Genomic DNA, 25092 nt, shown 5'->3' with positions numbered 1-25092 from the left:
GAGGATCAGTTCCCAAGCGAGCGGTCAACAGAGCGTCCTGCGCGCTCGACCGGCCCCTTCGGCGGATCAACAGTATCGCGAACCTTCTCGCCAAACGTCCGATGATGTTCGCAGGCCGTCAGCGTAACGCACGACACAGAAAGAGCAAGAAGAAGCAGGATTGATTTTCGCATGGGAGTGTTCCTTCAAAAAACGTTTCGACACGGTAAAACGCCGCAGGCTTTCTCCGGTTTCTTTCAGAAATCCGAAACGATTTTCAGTCTGTACCCGGACAGGCCTGCCCTTTCATCATGCCGCCCACCAAAAAATACAGTCATTCCCGAAATAAAATTCCCATCCACCCCAATCGGAACCAGTAAATCAAAAATCACTATCTTCATAATATGACACTATATTTTTCTAATTAAAATAAACCCGCAGATTTTTAAGGTATATCGACTGTCGCAAAACAGTCATGTTTCAATGGTCGCATCCCTTTGCGGGCTGCCATAAATTGAAAAAAGGTAAACAACCCATGGATCGGTGATGTCTGAAACGACGATAGGTTCCCGCGCGGAAATCCAGTCCTCTTCGCGCCCCGACATGAGCGGAGGCAACAAGCCTCTTCATGTTGTCCTCTTTTTCGCAGTCTTGATCGGCGCACTGGGCTTCGCCGCATTCAGTATCCTTCGGGACATGCATTCGGTCGGCGAAGGGGCCCTCGCAACGGGAACCTTCGTGATGCTCGGCATCGCACTGATCATTGCTCTGGCTTTCGAGTTCGTTAACGGCTTCCACGACACGGCCAACGCCGTCGCAACCGTCATCTATACCCGCAGCCTGCCACCGCTGATTGCCGTCATCTGGTCCGGATTCTGGAATTTTCTTGGGGTTGCGCTGTCAACTGGCGCAGTCGCCTACAGCATCGTCACACTTCTGCCGGTGGAACTGATCCTGCAGGCCGGAAGTGGCGCGGGCTACGCCATGATTTTCGCCCTTCTGATCGCTGCCATCGTGTGGAATCTCGTGACATGGGCATTCGGCATCCCCAATAGTTCGTCCCATGCCCTCGTGGGGTCGATCATGGGCGTCGGCCTGGCCAACCAGCTGATGTCGCCGACCGGAGCTGCGACCCAGGGTGTTGACTGGAGCCAGGTCGGAAAGGTGTTCTCCGCCCTGCTGTTCAGCCCCATCTGCGGGTTCGTCATGGCCGGACTTCTGCTGCTCGTCATGAAGCTGCTGATCCGCAACAAGGCACTCTATCAGGCCCCCAAGGGCGATACCCCGCCGCCTCTGTGGATCCGCGCACTGCTGATCTTTACCTGCACAGGCGTCTCGTTCTCGCATGGGGGCAATGACGGGCAGAAAGGCATGGGCCTGATCATGCTGATCCTGATCGGCGCGGCTCCCACCGCCTATGCCCTGAACCGCGCCATGCCGGAAAGCGCCATGCCGGCCTTTTTCCAGACCTCCGCGGAAGCCGAAAAGATCTTCCTGAGCCATACTCCGGCCCCTTCCACCACCCTGACGGCAGAAAACGCCCGCGAAATCGTGGGCGCCGGCCTGCGCGCCAAGTCCGTGGCCTCTCCGCAGACTTATGATGCGCTGGCCGTTCTCAGCAACGACATCTCCACCTCGGTCAAAACCTATGGTTCCATGAAGGCCGTCCCTGCCGCGGCCGTGCCAAACGTCCGTACGGACATGTATCTGGTCGCAGACGCCATCCGCGTCATGGGAGAAGCAAAGGACTTCACACCGGTGGAAAAGGATGCGCTGAAATCCTTCCAGTCAGAACTCTATCACGGCACACGTTTCATTCCGCTTTGGGTCAAGATTTCCGTCGCCATTGCGCTGGGTCTTGGAACAATGGTCGGATGGAAGCGCATTGTGGTGACGGTCGGTGAAAAGATCGGCAAGACCCACATGACCTATGCCGAAGGAGCCTCGGCTGAACTCGTGGCGATGACGACCATTGGTCTGGCCGAAAGATACGGCCTCCCCGTCTCGACGACGCACATCCTGTCGAGCGGCGTGGCTGGAACAATGGCGGCCAACGGATCAGGTATTCAGATCTCAACCCTCCGCTCCATGGCTCTTGCATGGGTCACCACCCTGCCCGCCGCCATGGCAATCGCAGGCATCCTGTATGTCCTGTTCCGCCAGATTTTCTGAAGAAACCCTGACGCCCTGTGCGGAAACCAGATCCGTACAGGGCTTCCGTCCTATTCCTGACGTATCAGGATCGCCCTGAAATCATTGACGTTCGTCCCGGTCGGCCCGGGCACAAACAGGTCACCCAAAGCCTCGAACGCGGTATAGGCGTCATTTTCCATCAGAAGATCAATGGGACTGATCCCTCTCTCCCGCAAACGCTCCATGCTGGCCCCATCGGCGAACGCTCCCGCATTGTCTTCTGACCCGTCAATGCCATCGGTATCCGCCGCCAGAGCCACAAACGGGAAGCCCTCCGCCGCAAGCGCAAAAGCCAGAAGAAACTCTGTGTTCCGGCCGCCCCGCCCCTGCCCGCGCATCGTTACTGTGGTTTCGCCGCCTGACAGGACCACGACCGGCCGCCGGAAAGGCCGATCTCTCAGAACGATCTCCCGCACCAGAGCGGCATGAACCTTTCCGACATCTCTGGCTTCCCCTTCAATCGCATCGGACAGGATCACAGGCTGAATTCCAGCCTGCCGCGCCTTTTCCGCCGCAGCTTCCAGAGACAGATGCGCGGAGGCGATCACGCGGACAGTGTTCCCGCTGAACACCGGATCGGTTGCCAGTGGGGCCCGGCTTTCCTCCCCATCGAGCCATAAGCGGACCTTCGCCGGAAGCTGTATTTTCCAGCTTTTCACAAGGCGCCGGGCGTCTTCGCGGGTTCCCATGTCCGGCACGGTAGGCCCTGAAGCCACCTGTGCCGGATCATCGAACGGAACGTCGGACACCACGAGAGACACCACCTTCGCCGGACTGGCCGCCGCTGCAAGACGGCCGCCCTTGATACCGGAGACCTGCTTGCGGATGCTGTTCATAACCGAAATCGGCACCCCTGATGCCAGCAGCACACGATTGAGTTCAGACTCATCCGCAAGCGTCAGTCCCGCTGGCGGACAGGGCAGCAGGGCAGATCCGCCGCCACAGATCAGCGCCACCACAAGATCATCCGGCCCAAGTCCTCTCACGGCGTCAAACAGTGCGTCTGTTGCCCTCAGGCCGGCCTCGTCTGGCACCGGGTGCGACGCCTCCAGCACACGAATGAACTGCGTTGAACACACATTGCCGTAACGGGTGACCACTACACCGCTCAGCGGCCCGGTCCAGACACGCTCAAAAGCCGCCGCAAGCTGGGCAGCCCCTTTCCCCGCACCGATAACGACCGTTCGTCCTTTAGGGGGATCGGGAAGATACGCCCCCAGAATGCGATCGGGTTCTGCCGCTCCAACGGCTGCCTCGAAAAGTCCCGTCAGAAACGTGCGATCCTGAAACATCATTGTCAGTTCCTGTCTGTCCTCTTGCACGTGAGGTTTCGCCCACTAGCCTGGTCACACTCAATTTCCATGATTCCAGTAAAACTTCGGTGGAATCCGTAATTTTCAGAGGGGCTCATATTTCACACCGAGAATGAAATCACGATTATCTGAAAATAAATTCACAGGAGAACCACCTTCGATATTACCCGACGTCACAGTTTGAATTTCTTTCCAGAGATTTTTTTCTTGCATTATGACGAAATATGCCGTCTACATTGATCCGGCAGGTGCTCTTAGGCGAGTTTTCGGCGCGTGTTGCGCCATTCGTTCTCCTTAAGTGTTATGATTTCGTGTGTATCTTGTACACGACTGCTATTGTTAAAAAGGAGCCTCGTTATGGCAACAGGCACCGTAAAATGGTTTAACTCCACCAAGGGCTTTGGCTTCATCCAGCCTGACAACGGTGGACAGGACGCGTTCGTTCATATCTCTGAACTCGAGCGCGCCGGAATGCACACCCTCAACGAAGGTCAGCACGTCTCTTACGAGCTCGAAGCTGGTCGCAACGGCAAGACCTCAGCAGTGAGCATCAAGGCAATCTGATTGCCCCGATGTACATTCTGATGTGCAGAAAGCCGCCTTTACGGGCGGCTTTTTTCATGTCTGCATACCCCGGGAAACTGCGGTAAATTCGCTCATACCAAGCAGGGCCGTGGCAGCCGGGCTCTGATAACGCTCCTTGTGACGCAGACCATAGAAAAAACGACTTTCAGGGACCTGAAGTACGGCATGCAACGTGCCTGCGCGCAACGCCGGACCAACAACCAGAGACGACAATGCGCCGATCCCGGCCCCCGCTTCTATGCCCGTCTGCACACCCTCATTTGAAGGCAGAACAAGACTGATATTCAGATCTTCGATGCCGATGTGATATCTTCCCAGATAGAGCTCCAACGCTGAGCGTGTCCCGGAGCCCGCCTCTCGCATGACCCAATCCTGTTGACGTAACCAGACGGCGTCGATCCGGGGTGGAATCAGGGAACTTGCCTGCACGAGAATCATATGGTCCTCGCCGACCGGCCATTGCGCCAATGCGGGGTCATCGACAACGGCCTCCACAATCCCGACCTCGGCCTCGCCCTCCCGGACCATTCGGGCCGCTTCTTCCGTATTGCTGATCGCCAGCTCGACCTCGATATCTGGATATCTCTTCCGGAAGGCGACAAGGATCGCGGGCAACCAGTATGCGGCAATGGTCTGACTGGCGACAGCCTTCAGCGTCCCCCGCCTCAAACCGCTGATATCCTTCAGAATATTCTCAGCGGCCGTTGCCTGCGCCACCACCGCCCGTGCCTCCGGCAGAAACAGCCGTCCGGCATCCGTCAGACCGATCCCCCGCCCAACCCGATGGAAAAGCTTGATCCCATAACGCGCTTCCAGCGCCGCAATAGCGGCCGAAACTGCGGACTGGGTCACGTTCATCGCCTGGCTTGCGGCTGTGACGTGCTCACGTTCTGCAACGGCGATGAAAAGACGAAGCTGGTCGAGTGTCATGCCGTCTTTCTAACAGATTCCATCTGATTTTCCGATTGGAATCAAAAAAGTTATTCGTTGGAATGATATATCGGCCTCAGCCTAGATATCTCCGGCAAGGGAGATCATCATGCACATATCCTGCTTCAGAAACCGGCCTGCTTTCAGATTGCCCGAAATTTTGGTCACAAAATTTCCCGGCATCGCTCTTTGCGTGAGCACGGCCCTGCTGGCTTTTGAAGCAGAAAAAATCGAACGCGCATTCCTTCAGAAATCATGGCTTGAAATGCTTAATCTGGCCCTTGTCATCGGGATCTGCCTCCGAATGGTCTCCAGTCGAAGCCGCGTTTTCGATCCAGGGATCAGGTTCTGTTCAAAATCCCTTCTGGATGTGGCAATCGTTCTTCTTGGAACCGGATTTAGCATGACGGGAATTGTCTCGGCAGGCCCCGGGATTCTCGTCTGTGTTTTCGGCATTGTCGCTTTCAGCCTTGCCCTCACCATACTGATCGGACGCCTCACCGGCCTGTCCCACTCACAGACCCTCCTCGTCGCCTGCGGCAATTCGATCTGCGGAAACTCCGCCATCATGGCCGTCGCACCCGTCATTCATGCCCGTGAAGAAGATATTGGCGCCGCTCTTGCCTTCACCGCCACAGGCGGTCTTGCCATTGTTCTGGGCCTGCCACTTCTTCTGCCATTCCTGCATCTGTCCGATATCGCGGAAGGCAGCGTTGCCGGACTGACCGTCTATGCCGTCCCACAGGTCATGGCGGCAGCGTCACCATTCGGGACCGCTGCCCTGCATACCGGAACACTGGTCAAGCTCATGCGTGTCCTGACGCTGGGACCCGTGTGCATTGTCCTGTCGCTTCTGTACGCCCGCAAAAACCGTCAGACAGGAACGCATCAAACGTCACGTCGTCTTATCCCGTGGTACATCACGGGATTTCTGCTGATGATAACCTGCCGGTCTTTCAACATAATCCCTGAAGCGCTTCTTCCCGTCCTCAACACCCTCGCCACGACCCTGACCGTCATGGCGATGGCCGCATTGGGAATGAGCATCGATATCCGCTCCGTCTTCAAGGCCAGCGGGCCGTTGATGCTCACGGTCGCCCTGTCTCTGGCCGGCCTCGTCAGCGCCAGTCTGGCGCTGATGAAGATCCTGACCTGACACAATCCTACTGGTAGATTTTCCCGTAACGGTTGGCCAGATAATCAGCTAGGGGAATATCTTCCTGCCGGACAAAACCCTGAGTCGGAATTTTTCCTTCCGCCAGCAGATCCAGAACGGCACAGATGGACCCGGCCGTCGTAAGCTGGATCGCCGTGCGGAACCCTCCCATGAAATCCTGCGCCTCAATGGAACGGGCCACAGTTTCCTGCTGGAGCTTTCCGTTCTTCAGACCTGTCACGATAACGGAAAGCACAACCAAATCCTGTGCAGTCCCCGGAATGGCATGCGTGAAAATATCCTGAAGGATATGCCGCCGCTCCGACAGACGCAGATCCGACAGCAGAACCTTCATGATATCCCGATGGCCCGGATAGCGCATGGTGCGATAATTGAGTTCCCGAACCTTGCCCTCATAGGTCTCGCACAGAGACCCGAGCCCGCCTGACGTGTTGAAGGCTTCATAGGTCACGCCATCAACACCCAGCGTCTCGACCCCGTCCAGAGCGGGAACCACAACCCGCCGCCCGTCTACGATCGCTTCGCACGGCTCGATATATTCGTTGATCAGACCTTCCGTGCTCCAGGTCAGGTTATAACCCAGCGCGTTGGACGGAAACCGCGGCAGCGCCCCGACCCGCAACCGGATTGTCTCCACCTCGTCGAAATGCTGCGCCAGATCATGTGCAGCAATGGAAACAAAGCCCGGCGCCAGACCACATTGTGGAATGAATGCGCTGGACGCCCCTTCGGCCAGTGCCCGCACATCTTTCGTGGAGGCCACGTCCTCCGTCAGATCGAGGTAATGCGTGCCGGCCGCCGCAGCCGCTTTTGCAATATTCCGCGTCAGATGAAAGGGGAGTGCCGACAGTACGGCGAACTGACCGTCCAGCAGCGCCGGATCCAGCCCTTTTGCGATGTCCACTGTCCTGCGCCTGATGCCTTCCGGCAAACTCAGTCCCTGAAGATGATCAGCATGGCAGTCCAGCAGCGTGACGCCATAGCCTCCGTGATGAAGGAGTTCTGCAATGGCTGAACCGATCTTTCCCGCGCCTGCAACCGTAACCTGCTTCATAATCATATCCTGTTCCGGAAGTGTTATGACAGCATCACGATCAGGGCAGACGGATCTCAAGCGGCATCCCGACGATGAAATACAGTTTCCATCGGCAGATTGCCGGTTATAACTGGCAGAATGACGGATTCACTAGATCAGGCCCTGCTCGACATCCTGCGACGCAATGCGCGCACGCCCACAGCTGCGCTGGCGCGCAGGCTGGGGATTTCACGCACTACCCTTCAGGGACGCATGGAACGCCTGGAGCGGCAGGGCCATATCCGTGGCTATACGCTTGTGGAAAATACTGACGACGACCTGCTGCGTGCACATGTCTCGATCGTCATCACGCCCCGTCACAGCCAGAAGGTGGAGCGCGACCTGAAAACGCTACCCGAACTCCGCGAATTACACGCAGTCAGCGGCGCCTCGGATCTGATCGCCCTGCTCGGCGCCGCAACGACGGAGGGCATCAACCGTGCCATTGACGACATCGGCCAGATGGAAGGCGTAGAGAGGACGGTGTCCGCCATCATCCTCTCCACACGCTTCCGTAAAGGGAACTGATCCCTCAGAGAGCGGCGTTGAACACCAGTCCCAGAACCGCAGCATCCTTGTAGCGGGTGGTTCCGCCAAGACGGTTGAAATATTGAAAGTCCGGCTGAAGCGTCAGACCATTCATGATGTGATAGCTGTAGAAGAATTCGTAAATGTTCTCATGGGACTGAATGCCGTGCGGAACACCGAAATTGGTGGACTGGAACGGCAGCCCATTATCAAACGACGCTTCCTGCTGAAGGGTCGCAGCCCGGCTGAAGTTCATCCACTGATACGCAATACCCCACGTATCCAGCGGACGCCCCCAAAGCTTTCCGGTATCAAGCAGAGAGCCGACCAAATGATGGTTCATCGCCGAGGTCTGGCCAGAGGCATAGGAATAGTATCCTGCCAGCATGAGGCCGTTCATCGGGCCATCCCCATGCCGGATCAGCATCTGATCCATCAGCACCCAGACGGACGTCTGACCACTCTGATAGCGCGGACTCCGGCCACTCAACACCCAGGCCTGCCCCGAACCGTCATCATACAGATCGTGATAGCGCGAATTGTCGTACATGGCGCCGACCTTGTAATGGCCGATCAGCTTGTCCTTGCCGAACTCCGGAATCCAGCCCAGTTCAACCTCGGTAGAAAGCTTTCCAAGCCCGCTCTGCGCCCAGGACCAGCCGGAAATACCGCCATTATAGGAATGGGGAGACACGGCAAACAGCCCGCCCATCAGATAGAGATGCGGGTTCGGCATCAGACGCAGAACCGTGCCCATATTGCCCGACGGCCAGTCACGTCCGCCATTGAGGTACTTGGTCGGCGTCACGTTTCCGCACATGGAAACGTTCGTGAAGCTGCAAAGCCAGGGGGAGTTGTTGAAGAACGTCCCCGTCGGGATCCACCCTGCCGCCAGATCCACCTTCCGGTTGAACCACGCTTTTTCCGCATAAGCCCAGACGAGATGCGCCACGACATTGCCACGCGCACCATAGATCTGCTGGGCCTGCGTGACATTATCCCCGATATCACCGCTCAGGTTCCGGCCATGCCCGTTGACCATGAGCGTATGCAGCCACAGATCCTTCGACCAGTCGCCACCCAGAATCTGGTGCCAGTCCAGATCAACCGTCACGCCGACCTGCCCGGCATTCGTCTCGGTCTGGTGACGACCACCCGTCACATTGCCCATAAGACTTTCATACACATCCACCGCAACATAGATGCCATGCTTCTGGAGCCAGGGCTGTACCCCTCCCCAGGTCCCGAACATATGGGTCGTGCCGTAGGGCGCACCAAAGGACGGTGGTCCATAAGGAGACTGGAGAAAACCCGGAATGGTCGTGGACAGCGGAGGAACCGGCTGCGTCTCTGACCCCATGGGGGCAGGATTCGTCAGATCTTCCGAACTGGCCTTGCTCTTGCTGCTCTGCGCCTCAGCGGTACCAGACCCCATCGTCAGCACCCCCAGCCCGCAGGCGAAAGCGAACGACAGAGCGGAACCGGATCGACGATAAGCCGTACCAGAAGAAACCAACGTCAGGAATTTACTCACATGCCTCAAACCAACATCCCCTTGCAGAGCCAAAAAACGCGAAATACACCGATGCCATGATCGGACACCTTTAGTAAAATTCTCTTTACAGTTCTCTTTACAGAAAGAGCCTTGCTGCAGGAAGGCACAAAACAGTGATACAATTGAAACAATAAGACTTTATTTTGGAAAAAAGATCACGTTAGTTTTTATTATCCTCCCATCCCGGAATCCCGATGCAGTCTCCCTTCCCCGTTCCTGACGCCATTACCGTCAATAATCTCCGGAAAACCTACCGGATCCGCGAAGGAGGAAGCTGGCGCGGGAAGACGCGCGAGATCGTGGCGCTGGACGGAATTTCCTTTTCCGTCCCCAAAGGCCAGATCGCCGGTTTTATCGGTCCGAACGGCGCGGGAAAATCGACGGCCATCAAAATCCTGTCCGGAATCCTGCGCCCCACCTCTGGCGAAGTGCAGGTTAACGGACTTGTGCCCTGGACCAGCCGCGTCGCTCACGTCGCACGGATCGGGGTCGTCTTCGGTCAACGCACCCAGCTCTGGTGGGATCTGTCGGTCGGTGAAGGTCTGGCGCTCCTGCGCGACATTTACGGCGTCGAGCCCGAACGCTTCGCCCGCAACCGCGCCCGTCTGGCCGATGCGCTTGATCTGGGCGAGATCATGGACCAGTCCGTCCGTCAGCTTTCGCTCGGACAGAGAATGCGCGCCGAAATCGCCGCTTCCCTCATCCACGACCCCGACATTTTGATTCTCGATGAGCCCACCATCGGTCTGGACGCACCGTCCAAGCTCGCCGTCCGGGCATTTGTCCATGAACTCTGCCGGGACCACGGCACGACCGTCCTGCTCACCACCCACGACATGCATGATATCGAGGCGCTGGCCGAACGCGTGATCGTCATCGGGCATGGCCGCATCCTCGCGGACAGCCCGTTCGAGGATCTGCGCATGACAACCCTGTCCGAACGCATTCTCGAACTGGATTTTCACGGTACGCCACCCGAACTGGCGCTCCCGGCCGGAGCGGTCGAAACCGCCCGCGCGCCACACAGCCTCACCATCACGTTCGATCCGCGCCAGATTCCGGCCCCCGCCCTCGTCGCCCATGTGGGACATCTGCCCGGACTGGACGATCTGAGGATCAGCCGCCCCTCAATCGACGAGATCATCACACGCTTTTATGCGGACCACGCCGCATGACGCTCCGCCCCTATCTCACGGCCTTCGGGCTGCAATGGAAGATCGGTCTGCGATACCGTATCGCGGTCGTGGCCGGACTGGTGGCGCAGATGTGGTTCGGCGCCGTGACGTTGATGGCCTATGCCTCCGTTTACCACGCAGCCCCCGACGTCCAGGCCCCGCTCTCGCTGCGACAGACCATGACCTACACCTGGATTCAGCAGTCCCTCTTCACGCTTTTACCGCTGGGCTGCCTGCCCGCTGTTGGAGACGCCGCCAAAACAGGCGCGATCGTCTATGATCTGCTGCGCCCGGTCGATATGTGGAACTGGTGGCTGTCGGCCAGTCTGGCGCGTCTGCTGGGCAATGCCGTACCCCGTGCAGTCCTGCTGGCCTGCGTGGCGGGTCCGCTGGCCATGCTGGTCGGTCTCGGCGCATGGAGCCTCGCGCCACCAGCGGATCTGACAGCAGCAGTTCTGTCGCTGCTCTCTATCACGCTCGGCGCACTGCTCTCGGCCACCATCGTCATGTGGTGGAATATCCTGACGGCCCGCACGCTCTCACCGCTTGGCAGCTACGCCGTCGGCACACCGCTGGCCGTGCTGCTGTCGGGAATGCTCCTGCCGCTGCCGCTCTATCCCGACTGGATCCGCCCCTTCCTGCTCGCACAGCCCTTTGCCGGAATTACCGACATTCCCATCCGGATCTATCTGGGCACACCCATTCCGGGCGGCGTCGCAACCGGACTGGGTCTTCAGCTTTTTTGGCTGACCACCCTGACCCTGCTCGGACGCCTGTGGATGCGCCAGACGGTCAACCGGCTGGAGGTGCAGGGTGCCTGAAACGATGTCATCTCCGACCCGCACGCTCAGCGCCCTTGGTCTCTACCGCCGCATGGCGGGCGCTTCGATCGTCGCACAACTCCGCTACCCCGGCACATTCGCCATTCAGGCCATCGGGAATTTCGTCACGACCCTGCTCGGCTTCTTCGGCATCTGGAGCCTCTTTCGCCGCTTCGGCAGTATCGCAGGCTGGGATATCGGTACGGTCGCCGTTCTTTATGGCCTTGTGAACGTGGCCTTTGCGGTCGCCGAAACACTGGGGCGCGGTTTCGAGGTCTTTGGCGGCGAATATGTCCGTACAGGTAGCTTCGACCGCCTGCTCCTGCGGCCACGCTCGACCCTGCTTCTGCTTCTGGGCCACGAACTGCGCCTGCGCCCCATTGGACGTTTCCTTCAGGGCGCGTTCGTTCTCATCGCGGGATTATGGCTTGCGCCTCATGTCCAGTGGAGCGCGGTTCTGGTTCTGCCGCTCGCCATCGCAGGCGGTGCAGCCATGTTCCTCGGCGTCCTGATCGGACAGGCCGCACTGTGCTTCATCACGGTCGAGGGGCTGGAAGTCGTGAACGTCCTGACCTATGGCGGCGTCGAGGCTGGACAGTATCCTCTGACCATGTTCGGACGCTGGCTCCGGCGGTTCATCACTTTTGTCCTGCCGCTCGCAGCAGTCTGCTACTATCCTGCCCTGTTCAGCCTCAACCATCCCGACCCGCTGGGCATACCGACATGGATCGGCAGCCTCTCGCCACTGGCAGGTTTTGCCTTTCTGGGCGTCATGGTCCTGATCTGGCACCGGGCCGTTGCCGGATATGTTTCCAGCGGAAGCTGACGGCGGGGTTTAAGACCCGGCACCCATCAGCGACACATGTGCGGCAATAATCTTCCATCCATCGGGCGTGCGGAACCAGGTCTGGCTCTGACGCCCGATCTTCTCAGCCCCGATGCGCCGGAACTCCAGATCCACCGTCGCCACGTCCTGCCCGACAGCCGTAACGACACGCCGCAGAACCTCCCGCGGCGGCGACCCTCCCGTCCGCGCCCGGCGGAAGGCCTGGATTTCCTCAAACCCGTAGAGGTTTTCCCCCACACCGTAACGAACCGTTTCCGCACCGTTGTAAAAAAGAGCATCCAGTTCATGCAGGATGTTCTCGCCCAGCGCCTTTTCATAGCGGTCGGACATCGCAGTCACGTCTGCAAGAACCTGAGGATCATTCAGCGAGGGAAAAGGATTCAGCGTCATCATTCGTCTCCGGCAAGACTTTCGGGGAGGGTTTTCCCTCTCGCACGGGACATATCATCTCCGGAAAAAATCATCATCTCCCGGAATATCGAAAAGTAACAGAAATCTGTATTAATTTTTACAAATACAGATTCATCTGTTCAAATCATAAAAATTTTTTAACAGAACTAAAAATAAAAAAACTTCCATAAACCACGATTTAAAAGACGTTGTATTTCATCCCACCTATTGTCCCGGTTTCCCTTCCTTGCTCAAAATCTGTTGGGAACCGAGCTGAATGAATGCCATCGTCGTCACCGCGCTAAGGCGACCGCTCACCTTTGTCGTCCTGTCGATCATGATCGTGCTGCTTGGCGTGATGTCGATCTTCAAGACGCCAACCGATGTTTTTCCAAACATCAAGGTTCCGGTAGTCGCGGCAATCTGGACTTACCCGGGACTTCTGCCCCAGGAATTTGCCGGTCGTATCACCTATAACTTCGAACTGGCCGTTACCACGACCGTTCAGAACATCGAGCACATGGAGTCCAGCTCCTATTACGGCCGCTCGATCGTCAATATCTATTTCCAGCCCGGAACATCGGTCGGTACCGCCGAAGCCGAAGTATCGGCCATCGCACAGACCGTGCTGCTCGGGCTCCCGCCCAAAGTCCCGGCGCCCATGATCGTGGCCCTAAACCCGTCACAGGTTCCGGTCATTGCCCTTCAGATGACGTCTGACAAACAGACGCCCTCCGATCTCTTCAAGCTCGGTGTCATTCGCGTTCGTCCGCTCCTTGCCACGGTTCCCGGCGCCATCGTCGCCCATCCTTACGGCGGCATGGACAGCTTCGTCATGGTCTCCCTGGACCAGAAGCAGCTTCAGGCCCACCACCTCTCCGCCGCAGACGTTCAGGCAGCCCTGACCGCCCAGAACATCGTTCTGCCGGCAGGCGACCAGAAGATCGACGCAACGGACTGGATGGTCCAGACCAACGCCGCCCCGGAATCTATGGACGATATCGCCAATATTCCGGTCAAGCGGGTTGGCAATGCGGTCATTTATGTGCGCGATGTGGCGTCAGTCTATCGCGGCGGCCATCCCCAGACGAACCTCGTTCTGGTCAAAGGCCGCCAGGGCGTCGAGATGATCACCCAGAAGGGCGGTACGGCCTCCACGCTCGATGTGGTCGCGGCCACCAAGGCCCTGCTCCCGCGCCTGAAAGCAATCCTGCCTCCTGACGTCCATATCTCCATCCTGTCCGACGCCTCCATCATGGTGAAGGATCAGATCAAGGATGTGGTTCAGGAAATGATCACCGCGTCGTTCCTGACCGGTATCGTGGTTCTGCTCTTCCTCGGCTCCTGGCGCTCCACGGTCATCATCGCGACCTCAATTCCGCTCGCCATTCTGTGCTCGATCATAGCCCTTGGATGGGCCGGCCAGTCGATCAACGTCATGACGCTCGGTGGTCTGGCCCTTGCAGTCGGCATCCTTGTCGATGATGCCACGGTGATGATCGAGAACATCGACGTTCACCTCGAAATGGGCAAGGATCTCGAAACCGCCATTATTGATGCGGCAAACCAGATCGTCATCGCGACTTTCGTCTCCACGACCTGCATCTGCATCGTCTGGCTGCCGCTGTTTGAGCTGGATGGCGTCGCAGGCTACCTCTTCATGCCGATGGCCCTTGCCATCATGTTCGCGATGATCGCGTCCTTCATCCTGTCGCGAACCCTCGTTCCGACCATGGCGAAGTACCTTCTCGCAGGCCATGTGCATCATCCCGTCGGCGCGCCCGGCCCCGATGAAGACCCGCACGGCATCCATGACTCTGCGATCGACATCCCGAACCCGCATGCGACCCAGCGTCCGCCATCGGGCTTCTTCAGCCGTTTCCAGAAAGGTTTCGAAGCACGTTTCACCAGCTTCCGTGAAGGATACAACACGATCCTCACACGCTGCGTGGCACGCCGTGGCGCCTTTGTCGGCATCTTCATGGTGCTCTCCATTGCGTCCATGGGGCTCTATTTCGTCGCAGGGCGGGACTTCTTCCCCGAAGTGAAATCCGATGCCCTTCAGATGCACATGCGCGCCCCGCTCGGAACGCGTATTGAAGTTGCAGGCCGTATCGCCGCCCTCGTGGATGACCGCATCAACCAGCTTCTGCCGGGCAAAATCGAGAACATCATCTCGAACTGCGGCCTTCCCGAAGGACCGCATAACCAGGCCTTCATCCCGACCCCGTCCATCGGGACCCAGGACTGCGACCTGACGATCGCACTGAAAAATGCCCAGTCCCCCGTCTGGGATTACCGCGCCCTCCTGCGCAAGGATCTCTCCAGACGCTTCCCCGGAACGGTCTTCACCTTCCAGCCTGCGGACCTGACGAACAAGATCCTGAACTTCGGCTCCGCCGCCCCCATCGACATCCAGCTCTCCGGCCCGGATGCCATGGAGAACTACAACTACGCCAAGCACCTGATCGGGCTGATCCGCCAGATCCCCGGCACGGCAGACGTGAACATCCAGCAGACGATGTCCACGCCAACACTGATGGTGAACGGTAACCGGACATTCAGTCAGGCAACGGGCGTGACGGAAAACGATCTGGCAACCAACGAACTGCTGACGCTTGCCGGTTCAGGCGTCGTCGATCCGCAGTTCTGGCTCGACCCTGTCGACAACGTCACCTTCCCGCTCAACGTCTACACGTCACAGGACCAGCTCACCCATCTCAATGACCTGCTGACCATCCCGGTCGACAAGGGAGACGGCGATCCCAACGACAAGACCCAGCTTCTGGGCGCCATTGCCAATGTCGTGGCAGCCGGCACCCCGGGCGAAGTCTCGCACTACAACTCGATGTCCGAAATCGACATCTATGTGAACATCGAAGGAACCGACATGGGTTCCGTGCTGGACAAGGTGCGTCAGGTCGTCACCCAGGACGGTCATAACAAGCCGACTTCCGCCGAAGTCGATATTCACGGTCAGGCCACGACGATGGCAAGCGCCTACAAGCAGCTCATCATCGGTCTCGCGATCTCGATCGTCCTGATCTATCTGCTGATCGTGGTGAACTTCCAGTCCTGGCTGGACCCGTTCATTATCATCACAGCCCTTCCGGGTGCACTCGGCGGCATCGCATGGGCCCTGTTTCTCACACAGACACGCCTGTCCGTCCCGGCTCTGACAGGCGCCATCATGTGCATGGGCACCGCAACCGCGAACTCGATCCTCGTGGTGTCCTTTGCCCGTGAACGTCTCGAAATCCACGGCGATGCGCTCAGGGCCGCTATCGAAGCCGGTTACGGCCGTATCCGCCCGGTCATCATGACCGCGCTGGCCATGGTCGTGGGTATGATCCCGATGGCGACATCGAACTCGACCAACGCCCCCCTCGGCCGAGCCGTGATTGGTGGCCTGATCGTCGCAACGATCTCGACCCTCCTCTTTGTTCCCTGCGTCTACGCAATCCTCCACAACCGCACATCGCGTCAGAAGGAAATCGCCTGATGGCTACCTCCCCCAAACTCATCGCCGCTGCGGGAGGGTGCCTCCTCGCGCTCTATGTCGGCTATATCGTCGTGGACCGCATTCATGTCTCTACCGCCCTCGCGGCCGAGACCAGGGAAAATGCTCTTCCCGACGTAGCCGTCGTCAAGCCGATCCAGTCACCCAAGAAGGTCGCCCTGACGCTGCCCGGCAATATTGACGCCTGGTATCAGGCGCCGATTTATCCGCAGGTCTCGGGCTACGTGAAGATGTGGTACAAGGACTACGGTGCCCGCGTGAAGCAGGGCGACGTTCTGGCCGAGATCAACGCCCCGGCGCTGGACGCACAATACGCGCAGGCGAAAGCCGACCTTGCGTCGATCATGGCAAAATACAACCTTTCCAATGTCACGCTCCAGCGCTGGCAGGCCATGGGCCGCTCACAGTCCGTCTCCGGGCAGTCCGTCTCGGTCGCACAGGCTGACCAGCAGTCCGCCAAGGCGCAGGTGGAAGCCGCCGAACGGAACGTTGCGCATTTCGAGGCGCTCGAACGCTTCAAGACGATCGTCGCCCCCTTCGATGGCATCGTAACCTCTCGTGACATCAACGTCGGCGACTACGTCCATGACGGTGGTGGCAACCTCAACGCTGCGGGGGCGGCCTCCGAACTCTTCACCGTCGCGGACGTGCACAAACTGCGTCTGTTCGTCTCTGTGCCTGAAGTCTTCCAGTATGTCCTCAAACCGGACATCACGGCCGAAGTCACCGTCCCACAGTTCAAAGACCGCAAGTTCACGGCGAACTTCCTGACGACGGCGCGCGGCTATGATCCGAACACCCGGACCTCCACCACGGAATTCGAGATGGACAACCCGAACGAAGTCCTGTGGCCCGGCACCTTTGCTTCGGTGGAGCTCAAGGCAAACAATGAGAATGCCCATCTCTACGAAGTGCCCACGAGTGCTCTGGTCTTTCAGGAGAAGGGCATGCAGCTCGCCGTGGTCCGGGACGACAACACGGTCCATTTCCAGAACGTGACGGTCGGACGCATGGCCGATACGGCAACGGAAATTCAGGCTGGCATCGGCCCGAACGACCGCGTGATTGCCAACCCTCCAGCGGACGTACTCGAAGGCGACAAGGTTAACGTGACGGTACCGCAGCGCGGCTACAACCAGTCCGGCTTTGGAAAAGAGAACGAGTAAGATGATCCCATCCTTCTCCCGCCTCCGCCGCACCGGTCTGGTCTGCGGCACCGCCCTGTCGCTGCTCGGCCTGTCCGCATGTGATCTGGCGCCGGGCTACAAGGCCCCCAATCTCGTCGTCCCTGCTTCATGGCAGGGACAGGCGCCGTTCGCCGTGGCTACCCCCGCGGATACAGCACTGCCCACCAACTGGTGGACCATGTTTCAGGACCCGCTGCTGAACGATCTCGAAGCCCGCGCCACCTCGGATAACGGCGACATCCAGGCCGCTGCCGAACGCTTCATTCAGGCGCGCGCCCTCGTCGTGGCCGCGCGTTCGGAACTGCTCCCGCATGTCAGCCTCGAAGCCGGTGCCTCGGACAACAAGCAGTCCGCTGACCGCCTGTTCCGCAACGGTGCAACCCTGACCCAGACCGAAGAGGAATACGGCGGTCTGGCATCGTGGGAACCTGACTTCTGGTCGTCCATCCGCAACCGCGTCCGCGAACAGAAACAGTTCGCCCAGCAGCGTGCGGCCGATTTCGCGATGGCCCGCCTCAGCACGCAGGCCGAGCTTGCGCGCGACTACATCCAGCTTCGCGGCTATGACGCGCAAGATGCGATCTATGCGCAGTCCATCGGCTACTATGAGCGTGCCGTTCATATCACCGAAAATCAGGTCCAGAACCAGGCTGCTCCCCGCCTCGATCTGGCACGGGCACAGGCGCAGCTCTACACCACACAGGCGGCGCGTCTGGACATTCAGGCCGCAAGGCAGGTTACGGAACATGCCATCGCGGTGCTGACCAACAGTTCGCCGTCAAGCTTCCACATCCCGGCCAGTCCGCAGTTTCATTTTGTTCAGCCGACGATCCCTACGGACGTTCCCTCCACCCTGCTCCAGCGTCGTCCGGACATCGCATCATCCGAGCGCGAAATGGCACAGGCCAATCGTGAAATCGGCATCGCACGTGCGGCTTTCTATCCGCATATCGCCCTGCGCCTGAATGGTGGGTTCTCCGCCAATGGCTTCGATCTGGCCAATCTGGCCAACTCGCTGTGGACCTATGGCGCGACGCTCGACATGCCGCTCTTTGATGGCGGACTTCGCCGGGCGGAACTTCAGAGAACATGGTCGGCCTATCGTGAAACGCGTGACGACTATCGTATGAAAGTTCTGTCGGCCTTCCGCGAAGTGGAAGACGGGCTGTCCCTGACCGAACGTCTGACCAAGGAAAACGCGGCGCTGGAACAGGCTGTCAAAGCCAATCTCGCCACGCAGAACATGACCATGACGCTCTATCAGGGCGGCGTCGGAACCTATCTTGAGGCCATTTTCAGTCAGGAAAACACGCTGGAAAGCCGCATCCACCAGGTCGAGATCGCAACCCGTCTGTACCACGCGGACGTGGACCTGATCCGCAGCCTTGGCGGCGGCTGGACCATCCGCGACCTGCCGACAATGGACCAGACCCTGTCCATTACGCCGTTGCAGTACGACAATCTGCACCATCCCAAACCCGTCGGGGACGTCACGACGTCACAGCATCCCGAACAGTTCGAAAACCTGACGACTGGCCTGCCAGCGACACGGTGAACGAATATTTTGCCCTGACCGATGTCAAACGGGTCAGGGCAAAACAGGGCATTGACCTTTCCGCAAGGAGCGCTCCAATAAGCACCCAGGTTCTACCGGGCCTATGCTTTATCCCGTTCCCTGCCACGAGTAGGCTCTGCTTCATGCGTTACGTCATTCTTTCCAGTGTTCTTCTGCTTGCGTCCTGTTCTTCTGCCCCGTGGGTCACAGGACATACCGACAGCAAATGCATCCGCGAACAGATTGTGAGTGGGGCCACTGGCAATGCCCGCCCCTTCGCAGCGGCCGCAGGCTTCTGTGCCGCCGCCATCCGCAGGGAAAACAAGGGACATGGGCGCCCGCTGGACGTGCGTGACGACATGACCCTTCAGGCCATGGCGGAAAACCCGGATTACAATACCGCCGGACTTGCATTCGTGCCGCGCGATTCCAGGACGAAAATTCCCGGCGGCATCCGCAACATCAATATCGACTGATCCGTCGCGGAAACAGTTTCGTATTCCCGCAGCCCCTCACAAAGGAAGGTCTTTTCATGTTCAGCCACATCATGCTGGGTAGCAACGACATTGCCCGTTCCAAGGCATTCTATGATGCAACGCTTGGTGTCATCGGCTGTACGGCCGCCGAACCCGACGCCAAGGGTCGGCTTGTCTATGCCCATTCCGGCGGTCGTCTTATCATCACGAAGCCCCTGAACGGCGAACCTGCCACTGGTGCGAATGGCGGGACTGTCGGGTTTGCCATGAGCAGCCCCGAACAGGCGGACGCCTGGCACAAAGCCGGCGTTGAAAACGGTGGTGAAGCCATCGAAAACCCGCCAGGCATCCGCCACACCGGAATGGGCGACCTCTACCTCGCCTATCTGCGCGATCCGGACGGCAACAAGCTCTGCGCCCTGCACCGGGTCGGCTGAGAAACCAATCCCGGCAGCGAGGTTGTCTGCCGGGCTGGCCTGCGGCATGAAAGGGGCCAACACGTCCCTTTTCCCTGTCGGCAGGTTCCCAAGATGTCTAACCATACCCCCATTGGTCTCGAAAACGGCTCGGCGCCTGTCACGGCCCTCACCCATTCGGGAAACTTTCATGTCGACGAGACCATGGGTTATGTCATCCTGCACTATGCCCTTGCGCCGCAGGGAGATCTTCGTGCGCGTGTTCTCGAAGGAAAATCCGCCGACCGCCTGACCTTCATCCGGACGCGCAATCCGGATATCATCAAGTCGGCCGATATCGTTTTCGACGTCGGTGGCCTCTACGATCCGCCGCATGGCCGTTACGACCACCACATGAAGGACAAGCCCCTTCGTGAAGACGGCACGCCCTACAGCGCGGCTGGCCTCCTGTGGAAGGATTATGGTCACGCGGCCATTCGCAACATCCTGAACACGCCGGCCGATGACGCCACCGTGGACCTGATCTGGCAGAGCCTCGACAAGTCCCTGATCCTGCCAATCGACCAGGATGACAATGGTGTGGTCAAGATGGGCAAGCTCTCGCTGGCGGACATCGTCTCGGCGTGCAGCCCGCCATGGGATACGGCTGAACTTTACGGACCGCAGGAAGCCCGCGCACGGGAATCCCTCGGTTTCGCCAATGCCGCCACAGCCGTCGCCTCGCATCTGCTCAATGTCGTGGACCGCATCCGTGCCAGCCTCAAAGCGACGAACCGCGTGATCGCGGCGTATGAGAGCGCCAAAGACAAGCGCATTCTCGTCATGGAAACGGGCATGCCGACGGAAAAGGTCATTTTCGAGCGTGACCTGCCGGTGGTGTATGTCGTCTCTCCGGCAGGGCCGGAGCAGTGGAACGTCAAAGCCGTTCCGCCTGTGCGTGGCGATTTTGGGCAGCGCGTCTCCTTGCCGGAAGCCTGGGGCGGCCTGGAGCGGGACACGCTGGCTTCCGTCTCTGGCGTTTCCGACGCCGTATTTGCCCATCCTGCCCGCTTCATCTGTGGTGCAATGAGCCGCGAAGGGGCCATCCGCATGGCCCAGCTGGCTCTGCAGATCGCCGGGGTCTGAGACGAAACGTCTCAACTCAGGGCCTTGATCTTCAAATAAATTTCTTCATCGGAAGTCGGTGTTGCCGCTAGGAAAGCTCCGAATTCCGGATTTCTCAGCGGCGGACCACTTTGATGACGAACCTCCCTTTGCGTCTTCCTGTTGCGGCGATCGGTCTGTGCCTGATGTGGCCTCTCGCAGCTCACGCAGCCGACACGACCCCTCCGACCAGAACCCCGATCAAACATCTGGTGGTGATCTATCAGGAGAATGTCTCGTTCGATCACTATTTCGGAACATATCCGAAAGCTGCCAACCTTGCCGGCGAGCCTGAATTCCACCCGTCAGCAGACACACCGCGCGTGGATACGCTCGCTACGGCAGACCTGCTGAGGCACAACCCCAACACGATCCTGGCCAATGGCCGGGACGCCTCTCTGCCCTTCAGGCTGGATCGCACACAGGCCGCCACCGCTGACCAGAACCATGGCTATACAGCCGAACAGCGGGCCTATGACCACGGACGATCCGACCTGTTCCCACGCTATACCGGTCGCGGGCTGCCCGGCGGGGTCGGTGCGTTCGGCACCAGAGGGGAGGTCATGGGTTATTTCGACGGCAATACCGTCACGGCAATATGGCGCTATGCACAACGTTTCGCCATGAGCGATGCGACCTATACAGACACATACGGCCCCTCCACGCCCGGCGCACTGGAAGTGGTTTCCGGCCAGACCAACGGTCTGCAGATCAAAACCACGACCCAGAAGCCTTCAACACTGCATGCCGCATCGCCTTATGTCGGAGACGGACAGGGCGGTTGGACCATGATCAATGACATTGATCCCGCAGACGACGTTTGCTCCACGCCCAACAATCAGGTGCGGATGACCGGGCCGAATATCGGGGATCTGCTCAACAGACATGGAATCACCTGGGGTGGCTTCATGGGGGGATTCAACCTTTCAATCCACAATCCCGATGGCTCGACAGGATGCCAGCGCCAGACGCTCTCCCCGACCGTCAGCCAGACCGTGGCGGACTACATCCCCCATCATAACTGGTTCCAGTATTACGCCAGCACGGCCAATCCGACACATGCACGGCCGTCTTCCGCAGCCGCCATCGGACACAGTATGCGCCCGGACAACGGCCAGCCGGACCCCGCCAACCACGAATACGATCTTCAGGACTTCTTTGCTGCGACAAAAGCAGGAAATCTCCCCGCCGTTTCTTTTGTAAAAATGCCCGCCTGGCAGGACGCCCATGCGGGGTATTCGGACCCGCTGGATGAACAGAAGGGCGTAGTTGAACTCGTCAATTTTATCCAGACCCGCCCGGAATGGCGCGATACCGCCATTTTCATTGCTTATGACGATTCAGACGGGTGGTACGATCACGCCTTCGTCCCTCCCCGTCATGGGTCCGCCGATCCCGAAGTCGATCAGCTGGACGGACCGGGACATTGCGGAACCGCAGCGCGTCCGAAAGGTGTGGGCGGCTCTGAAGTGAACGGCCGGTGCGGACCGGGGACACGGATCCCCCTTCTGGTGCTGTCACCCTGGGCACGGACGAATTATGTCAGCCATGTTTTCCTGACCCAGTCCTCCATCCCCCGCTTCATCGAAGACAACTGGCTTCAGGGCGACAGACTAGGCAAAGGCTCTTTCGATGCGGATGCCAATTCTCTCGAGGACCTGTTCGATTTCAGTCACGCACCCAGACCGGAGCCCCTGTTTCTCGATGCCGGAACGGGTGCTGTAAAACAGCACTCCTAAAACGACAAAGGGACGCGATGACACCGCGTCCCTTTGTCGTCTTGGCCAAAGCGTAAACACGCTCCAGCCTCTGATAAAGATGTCTCAGGCGAGAAGGTAGAATACCGTCGCCGCAACACAGACCGTCACAGGCAGCGTTAGAAGCCAGGCCATCACGATCTTGCTCAGCATCTTTTTGTTAATGCCAGAGCCCGCAGCCACCATCGTTCCGGCCACGCCGGATGTGATGATATGCGTCGTGGAAACCGGAAGGCCAGTATAACCTGCCGTCATAATGAGGCCCGCCCCCACGACTTCCGACGCCGCACCCTGTGCCGGTGTCAGATGCGTCGTTCCAATGCCTTCCCCCAGCGTCCGGACGATGCGCTTGTAGCCGACCATCGTTCCGATGCCGAGGCAGAGCGCACTCAGAAGACGTACCCAGCCGGGAGCGTATTCAACAGTCGGCCGCAGTTCGGATGCAAGGCGGGAAGCCTGCTTTTTCTCGGCATCGGAAGCAGCGGGATTTGCGGCAACAGACCGCAGGCCGGACAGAACCTGATACACATCGCCACGCAGTTCAGCCGGTACCTCTGAAGGGCCGTCCGTCTGCGAAAGGCGGTTGATTGATGCGATGGCATCTTCCTTGAAGGAATACCGGTCATACTGCGTCACCAGCGGGAGCGCCTGCTGTGCGTCCTGACGGATCTGCTGAATGCTGACAGGAGCGGCCGGATTCAGTGCGAAAGTCGCGGGCATGATGCCGATAATCGTCAGCATGATCAGGCCGATGCTCTTCTGACCGTCGTTGCTGCCATGCGAGAAGCTGACGAGCGTGCAGGTCAGAACCAGAACACCGCGTACGATCGGGTTCGGCTTCTGCTCCGGCGTCGGCGCCTTATACATTTCCGGCATTTTCACGAGCGAACGGATGAGGAAATACAGCAAAAGCGCGCCTACAAAACCCAGCAGAGGCGACACGGCCAGGGCACGGAGCACTTTCCAGATCTGGCTCCAGTCCACGCTGTGCCCCAGTTCACGGGCGTGAACGAAGGAGTCACCAATGGCAATGCCGACCAGCGAGCCGATAACGCAATGGGAGGAAGAGTTCGGGATCCCGAACCACCATGTCATCAGGTTCCAGGCGAGAGCCGTTCCGAAAAGAGCAACCAGCATAGGGACAGCCGGATTACCGCTCGGCGGCGAAAGCACATCCGGCGGAAGAAGTTCCACCAGCGCGTAAGCGACGGAAATGCCGCCCAGAATTACGCCCAGAAGATTCATCAATCCGGACCAGACGACCGCGCGGTCGGCTTCAGCGAATTGGTATAGATGACAGTTGCAACAGCATTGGCCGTGTCATGAAAGCCATTGGCAAATTCAAACACACAGACCAGAACGAAGCAGAGGCATAACGCGACAAGCGATACAGCCGAGGAGGGGTCAAAATGAAACATAAATCCCGGATTCCGTTATTCTGCCTCCTGCCTTAATCCATTTAATAAATTTTTAGTTATGACGTTTCTGCTTTTCATAAAACTTTCATAGTAACAGCATAAGACACATAAAGTATAAGATGCGCCATCAGCCTTCTATCGGCCTGTATCGCATTCCTCAGGGCACAAGTGCTTTTATGAGCGCCTTGAGAGCCTTCTGTGCGGCTTTGGAGCCCCATTCCCGCAACAGTTCACGAGCCTGTGGCTGTTTCGAAAGCGCTTCAGGCGTTTCCCTGATTGGTGGCATGGCACTCACATGATCCTTGATGCTGGACGGAAGTGCCGGGAAAGGATCAATATTTACCAACTGCGTCAGCAGCGCCACGCTCGTAATGCGACAGGTCGGCCGATGTGTATTCAGACACACATACGCCCCTGTGCCGTTGACTGCGGGATCATAAATAGCCTTCCAGGTCACCGCAGGAACCGGAATACGGCCCTTCCCGATCGTCCGGACGTCATCCGGGTCGTAACCCGGCCCGGTTACGACGAAGATTTCGCCTTCCTGACGCGCCCAGCCCCTGACAGCACTTTCCACACCTTCCCACGGACCACGATTCAACTCCGCTGTCTGAGGGATAATGTTGGACAGCAGGAATGACTCCTGCTGCGCCCTCAGGCCCGCCTCGTCTCCGCTGGGCGTCATATGTCCCCGGTCATAACCCGATGCCCTGTAATCGTTCAGAGTAGCCTGCATACGGAAAAGAAGACGCCCATCAGCGGAAAAACTCCCCTGCCGGCGCGTCCGGTCTGCAATTTCCAGGTTTTCTTCCGTCAGGTCCTCGGCAGACCAGAGTGGGCCTTTACTCGCTTCCGAGACAAGAACGGCATAACCGGAATTACAGAGCTGAACCGTGCCGATCCGCGCGGTTTCCCGCAGGATCGCGGGGGGCTGGCCCTCCGCAAAAAGGGCTGGACATGTCTCCGCCAGAGCCGAGGTGGAAAAGATCAGGGCCAATACAGGAAAATACAGAAAATATTTCAACAGCGTCTCGCACGCCCGGTCTCACGGG

At 58.7% G+C, this 25092-nt stretch carries 21 protein-coding genes and 1 pseudogene; 14 read left to right on the top strand and 8 right to left on the bottom strand.

Annotated features, from left to right (window positions below; translation table 11 throughout):
- Positions 1 to 5: 5 nt before the first annotated feature.
- Positions 6 to 173, bottom strand: a complete 168-nt coding sequence (locus A0U94_RS15850; RefSeq protein WP_165919968.1) for a hypothetical protein — start codon at positions 171 to 173, stop codon at positions 6 to 8.
- 352 nt (positions 174 to 525) lie between these two features.
- Here A0U94_RS15850 and A0U94_RS04925 point away from each other — a divergent pair, with 352 nt between their 5' ends.
- Positions 526 to 2151: an inorganic phosphate transporter gene (locus A0U94_RS04925; protein ID WP_077802620.1), complete on the top strand. Its 1626-nt coding sequence runs from the start codon at positions 526 to 528 to the stop codon at positions 2149 to 2151.
- A gap of 50 nt (positions 2152 to 2201) precedes the next feature.
- Here A0U94_RS04925 and A0U94_RS04920 read toward each other — a convergent pair whose 3' ends face one another.
- Positions 2202 to 3467 (bottom strand): glycerate kinase type-2 family protein, encoded by a 1266-nt coding sequence (locus tag A0U94_RS04920; protein WP_077802619.1) that lies wholly within the window; start codon positions 3465 to 3467, stop codon positions 2202 to 2204.
- A 375-nt stretch (positions 3468 to 3842) separates the two neighbouring features.
- On the opposite strand from A0U94_RS04920, the gene A0U94_RS04915 reads away from it, so the two are divergent.
- Entirely contained in the window at positions 3843 to 4049 is a 207-nt protein-coding gene (locus tag A0U94_RS04915) for a cold-shock protein (RefSeq protein ID WP_062027513.1), read from the top strand.
- A gap of 54 nt (positions 4050 to 4103) precedes the next feature.
- On the opposite strand, the gene A0U94_RS04910 is transcribed toward A0U94_RS04915, so the two are convergent.
- Complete coding sequence (locus tag A0U94_RS04910; RefSeq protein WP_077802618.1) at positions 4104 to 5000, bottom strand: LysR substrate-binding domain-containing protein; 897 nt, start codon at positions 4998 to 5000, stop codon at positions 4104 to 4106.
- Between the two features lie 109 nt (positions 5001 to 5109).
- Here A0U94_RS04910 and A0U94_RS04905 point away from each other — a divergent pair, with 109 nt between their 5' ends.
- The gene (locus tag A0U94_RS04905) at positions 5110 to 6156 is read left to right on the top strand and encodes a YeiH family protein (RefSeq protein WP_077802617.1); all 1047 of its coding nucleotides are present in this window, start codon (positions 5110 to 5112) and stop codon (positions 6154 to 6156) included.
- Positions 6157 to 6163: 7 nt separating this feature from the next.
- On the opposite strand, the gene A0U94_RS04900 is transcribed toward A0U94_RS04905, so the two are convergent.
- Positions 6164 to 7231, bottom strand: a complete 1068-nt coding sequence (locus A0U94_RS04900) for a saccharopine dehydrogenase family protein (RefSeq protein WP_077803855.1) — start codon at positions 7229 to 7231, stop codon at positions 6164 to 6166.
- 120 nt (positions 7232 to 7351) lie between these two features.
- Between A0U94_RS04900 and A0U94_RS04895 the strand changes: the two genes are divergently transcribed.
- Positions 7352 to 7780, top strand: coding sequence for an Lrp/AsnC family transcriptional regulator (locus A0U94_RS04895; RefSeq protein WP_062027508.1), 429 nt, complete (start codon positions 7352 to 7354; stop codon positions 7778 to 7780).
- Between the two features lie 4 nt (positions 7781 to 7784).
- Here the strand turns inward: A0U94_RS04895 and A0U94_RS04890 are convergent, their stop codons facing one another.
- Positions 7785 to 9140 (bottom strand): carbohydrate porin, encoded by a 1356-nt coding sequence (locus tag A0U94_RS04890; protein ID WP_249208412.1) that lies wholly within the window; start codon positions 9138 to 9140, stop codon positions 7785 to 7787.
- Positions 9141 to 9529: 389 nt separating this feature from the next.
- Here A0U94_RS04890 and A0U94_RS04885 point away from each other — a divergent pair, with 389 nt between their 5' ends.
- The 3 genes from A0U94_RS04885 to A0U94_RS04875 are packed head-to-tail and all read left to right on the top strand — an operon-like array spanning position 9530 to position 12157.
- The gene (locus A0U94_RS04885; protein WP_077802616.1) at positions 9530 to 10510 is read left to right on the top strand and encodes an ABC transporter ATP-binding protein; all 981 of its coding nucleotides are present in this window, start codon (positions 9530 to 9532) and stop codon (positions 10508 to 10510) included.
- Positions 10507 to 11331: an ABC transporter permease gene (locus A0U94_RS04880; protein ID WP_077802615.1), complete on the top strand. Its 825-nt coding sequence runs from the start codon at positions 10507 to 10509 to the stop codon at positions 11329 to 11331. Before A0U94_RS04885 ends, A0U94_RS04880 begins: the two co-directional genes overlap by 4 nt.
- Positions 11324 to 12157, top strand: coding sequence for an ABC transporter permease (locus tag A0U94_RS04875; protein ID WP_244178074.1), 834 nt, complete (start codon positions 11324 to 11326; stop codon positions 12155 to 12157). The genes A0U94_RS04880 and A0U94_RS04875 overlap by 8 nt, the downstream gene beginning before the upstream one ends.
- 9 nt (positions 12158 to 12166) lie before the next feature.
- Here A0U94_RS04875 and hpxZ read toward each other — a convergent pair whose 3' ends face one another.
- Positions 12167 to 12568 carry an oxalurate catabolism protein HpxZ gene (gene hpxZ, locus A0U94_RS04870; protein WP_077803852.1) on the bottom strand — a complete coding sequence of 134 codons (402 nt, stop codon included), beginning with the start codon at positions 12566 to 12568 and terminating at the stop codon, positions 12167 to 12169.
- Between the two features lie 277 nt (positions 12569 to 12845).
- Between hpxZ and A0U94_RS04865 the strand changes: the two genes are divergently transcribed.
- The 7 genes from A0U94_RS04865 to A0U94_RS04835 all read left to right on the top strand — a co-directional run bounded on the left by A0U94_RS04865 (position 12846) and on the right by A0U94_RS04835 (position 22604).
- A complete protein-coding gene (locus tag A0U94_RS04865) occupies positions 12846 to 16070 on the top strand; it encodes an efflux RND transporter permease subunit (protein WP_077802614.1) in 3225 nt (1074 codons plus the stop codon).
- Positions 16070 to 17254 (top strand): efflux RND transporter periplasmic adaptor subunit, encoded by a 1185-nt coding sequence (locus A0U94_RS04860; RefSeq protein ID WP_062028920.1) that lies wholly within the window; start codon positions 16070 to 16072, stop codon positions 17252 to 17254. The genes A0U94_RS04865 and A0U94_RS04860 overlap by 1 nt, the downstream gene beginning before the upstream one ends.
- A gap of 1 nt (position 17255) precedes the next feature.
- Entirely contained in the window at positions 17256 to 18830 is a 1575-nt protein-coding gene (locus tag A0U94_RS04855) for an efflux transporter outer membrane subunit (protein ID WP_077802613.1), read from the top strand.
- A 143-nt stretch (positions 18831 to 18973) separates the two neighbouring features.
- Positions 18974 to 19306 carry a hypothetical protein gene (locus tag A0U94_RS04850; RefSeq protein WP_077802612.1) on the top strand — a complete coding sequence of 111 codons (333 nt, stop codon included), beginning with the start codon at positions 18974 to 18976 and terminating at the stop codon, positions 19304 to 19306.
- Between the two features lie 56 nt (positions 19307 to 19362).
- Positions 19363 to 19743, top strand: coding sequence for a VOC family protein (locus A0U94_RS04845; RefSeq protein ID WP_062107645.1), 381 nt, complete (start codon positions 19363 to 19365; stop codon positions 19741 to 19743).
- A 93-nt stretch (positions 19744 to 19836) separates the two neighbouring features.
- Positions 19837 to 20847, top strand: a complete 1011-nt coding sequence (locus A0U94_RS04840; protein WP_077802611.1) for an MYG1 family protein — start codon at positions 19837 to 19839, stop codon at positions 20845 to 20847.
- Between the two features lie 164 nt (positions 20848 to 21011).
- Positions 21012 to 22604, top strand: a complete 1593-nt coding sequence (locus A0U94_RS04835) for a phospholipase C (RefSeq protein WP_244178114.1) — start codon at positions 21012 to 21014, stop codon at positions 22602 to 22604.
- 84 nt (positions 22605 to 22688) lie between these two features.
- Here the strand turns inward: A0U94_RS04835 and A0U94_RS04830 are convergent.
- Both A0U94_RS04830 and A0U94_RS04825 read right to left on the bottom strand, forming a co-directional pair.
- Positions 22689 to 24040: pseudogene (locus A0U94_RS04830) on the bottom strand (inorganic phosphate transporter).
- Positions 24041 to 24197: 157 nt separating this feature from the next.
- The gene (locus A0U94_RS04825; protein WP_077802609.1) at positions 24198 to 25064 is read right to left on the bottom strand and encodes a DNA/RNA non-specific endonuclease; all 867 of its coding nucleotides are present in this window, start codon (positions 25062 to 25064) and stop codon (positions 24198 to 24200) included.
- Positions 25065 to 25092: the final 28 nt, after the last annotated feature.

Origin of the sequence: Gluconobacter albidus (genome assembly GCF_002005485.1) — a bacterium.
Taxonomy (GTDB): Bacteria; Pseudomonadota; Alphaproteobacteria; order Acetobacterales; family Acetobacteraceae; genus Gluconobacter; species Gluconobacter albidus.
This window is presented reverse-complemented; position numbering and strand designations above follow the sequence as displayed.

Excerpts from the sequence above, each read along its gene's own strand:
- A0U94_RS15850 (WP_165919968.1), bottom strand. The coding sequence starts at position 173 with ATGCGAAAATCAATCCTGCTTCTTCTTGCTCTTTCTGTGTCGTGCGTT.
- A0U94_RS04925 (WP_077802620.1), top strand. The coding sequence starts at position 526 with ATGTCTGAAACGACGATAGGTTCCCGCGCGGAAATCCAGTCCTCTTCG.
- A0U94_RS04920 (WP_077802619.1), bottom strand. The coding sequence starts at position 3,467 with ATGATGTTTCAGGATCGCACGTTTCTGACGGGACTTTTCGAGGCAGCC.
- A0U94_RS04915 (WP_062027513.1), top strand. The coding sequence starts at position 3,843 with ATGGCAACAGGCACCGTAAAATGGTTTAACTCCACCAAGGGCTTTGGC.
- A0U94_RS04910 (WP_077802618.1), bottom strand. The coding sequence starts at position 5,000 with ATGACACTCGACCAGCTTCGTCTTTTCATCGCCGTTGCAGAACGTGAG.
- A0U94_RS04905 (WP_077802617.1), top strand. The coding sequence starts at position 5,110 with ATGCACATATCCTGCTTCAGAAACCGGCCTGCTTTCAGATTGCCCGAA.
- A0U94_RS04900 (WP_077803855.1), bottom strand. The coding sequence starts at position 7,231 with ATGAAGCAGGTTACGGTTGCAGGCGCGGGAAAGATCGGTTCAGCCATT.
- A0U94_RS04895 (WP_062027508.1), top strand. The coding sequence starts at position 7,352 with ATGACGGATTCACTAGATCAGGCCCTGCTCGACATCCTGCGACGCAAT.
- A0U94_RS04890 (WP_249208412.1), bottom strand. The coding sequence starts at position 9,140 with ATGGGGTCAGAGACGCAGCCGGTTCCTCCGCTGTCCACGACCATTCCG.
- A0U94_RS04885 (WP_077802616.1), top strand. The coding sequence starts at position 9,530 with ATGCAGTCTCCCTTCCCCGTTCCTGACGCCATTACCGTCAATAATCTC.
- A0U94_RS04880 (WP_077802615.1), top strand. The coding sequence starts at position 10,507 with ATGACGCTCCGCCCCTATCTCACGGCCTTCGGGCTGCAATGGAAGATC.
- hpxZ (WP_077803852.1), bottom strand. The coding sequence starts at position 12,568 with ATGACGCTGAATCCTTTTCCCTCGCTGAATGATCCTCAGGTTCTTGCA.
- A0U94_RS04865 (WP_077802614.1), top strand. The coding sequence starts at position 12,846 with ATGAATGCCATCGTCGTCACCGCGCTAAGGCGACCGCTCACCTTTGTC.
- A0U94_RS04860 (WP_062028920.1), top strand. The coding sequence starts at position 16,070 with ATGGCTACCTCCCCCAAACTCATCGCCGCTGCGGGAGGGTGCCTCCTC.
- A0U94_RS04855 (WP_077802613.1), top strand. The coding sequence starts at position 17,256 with ATGATCCCATCCTTCTCCCGCCTCCGCCGCACCGGTCTGGTCTGCGGC.
- A0U94_RS04850 (WP_077802612.1), top strand. The coding sequence starts at position 18,974 with ATGCGTTACGTCATTCTTTCCAGTGTTCTTCTGCTTGCGTCCTGTTCT.
- A0U94_RS04845 (WP_062107645.1), top strand. The coding sequence starts at position 19,363 with ATGTTCAGCCACATCATGCTGGGTAGCAACGACATTGCCCGTTCCAAG.
- A0U94_RS04840 (WP_077802611.1), top strand. The coding sequence starts at position 19,837 with ATGTCTAACCATACCCCCATTGGTCTCGAAAACGGCTCGGCGCCTGTC.
- A0U94_RS04835 (WP_244178114.1), top strand. The coding sequence starts at position 21,012 with ATGTGGCCTCTCGCAGCTCACGCAGCCGACACGACCCCTCCGACCAGA.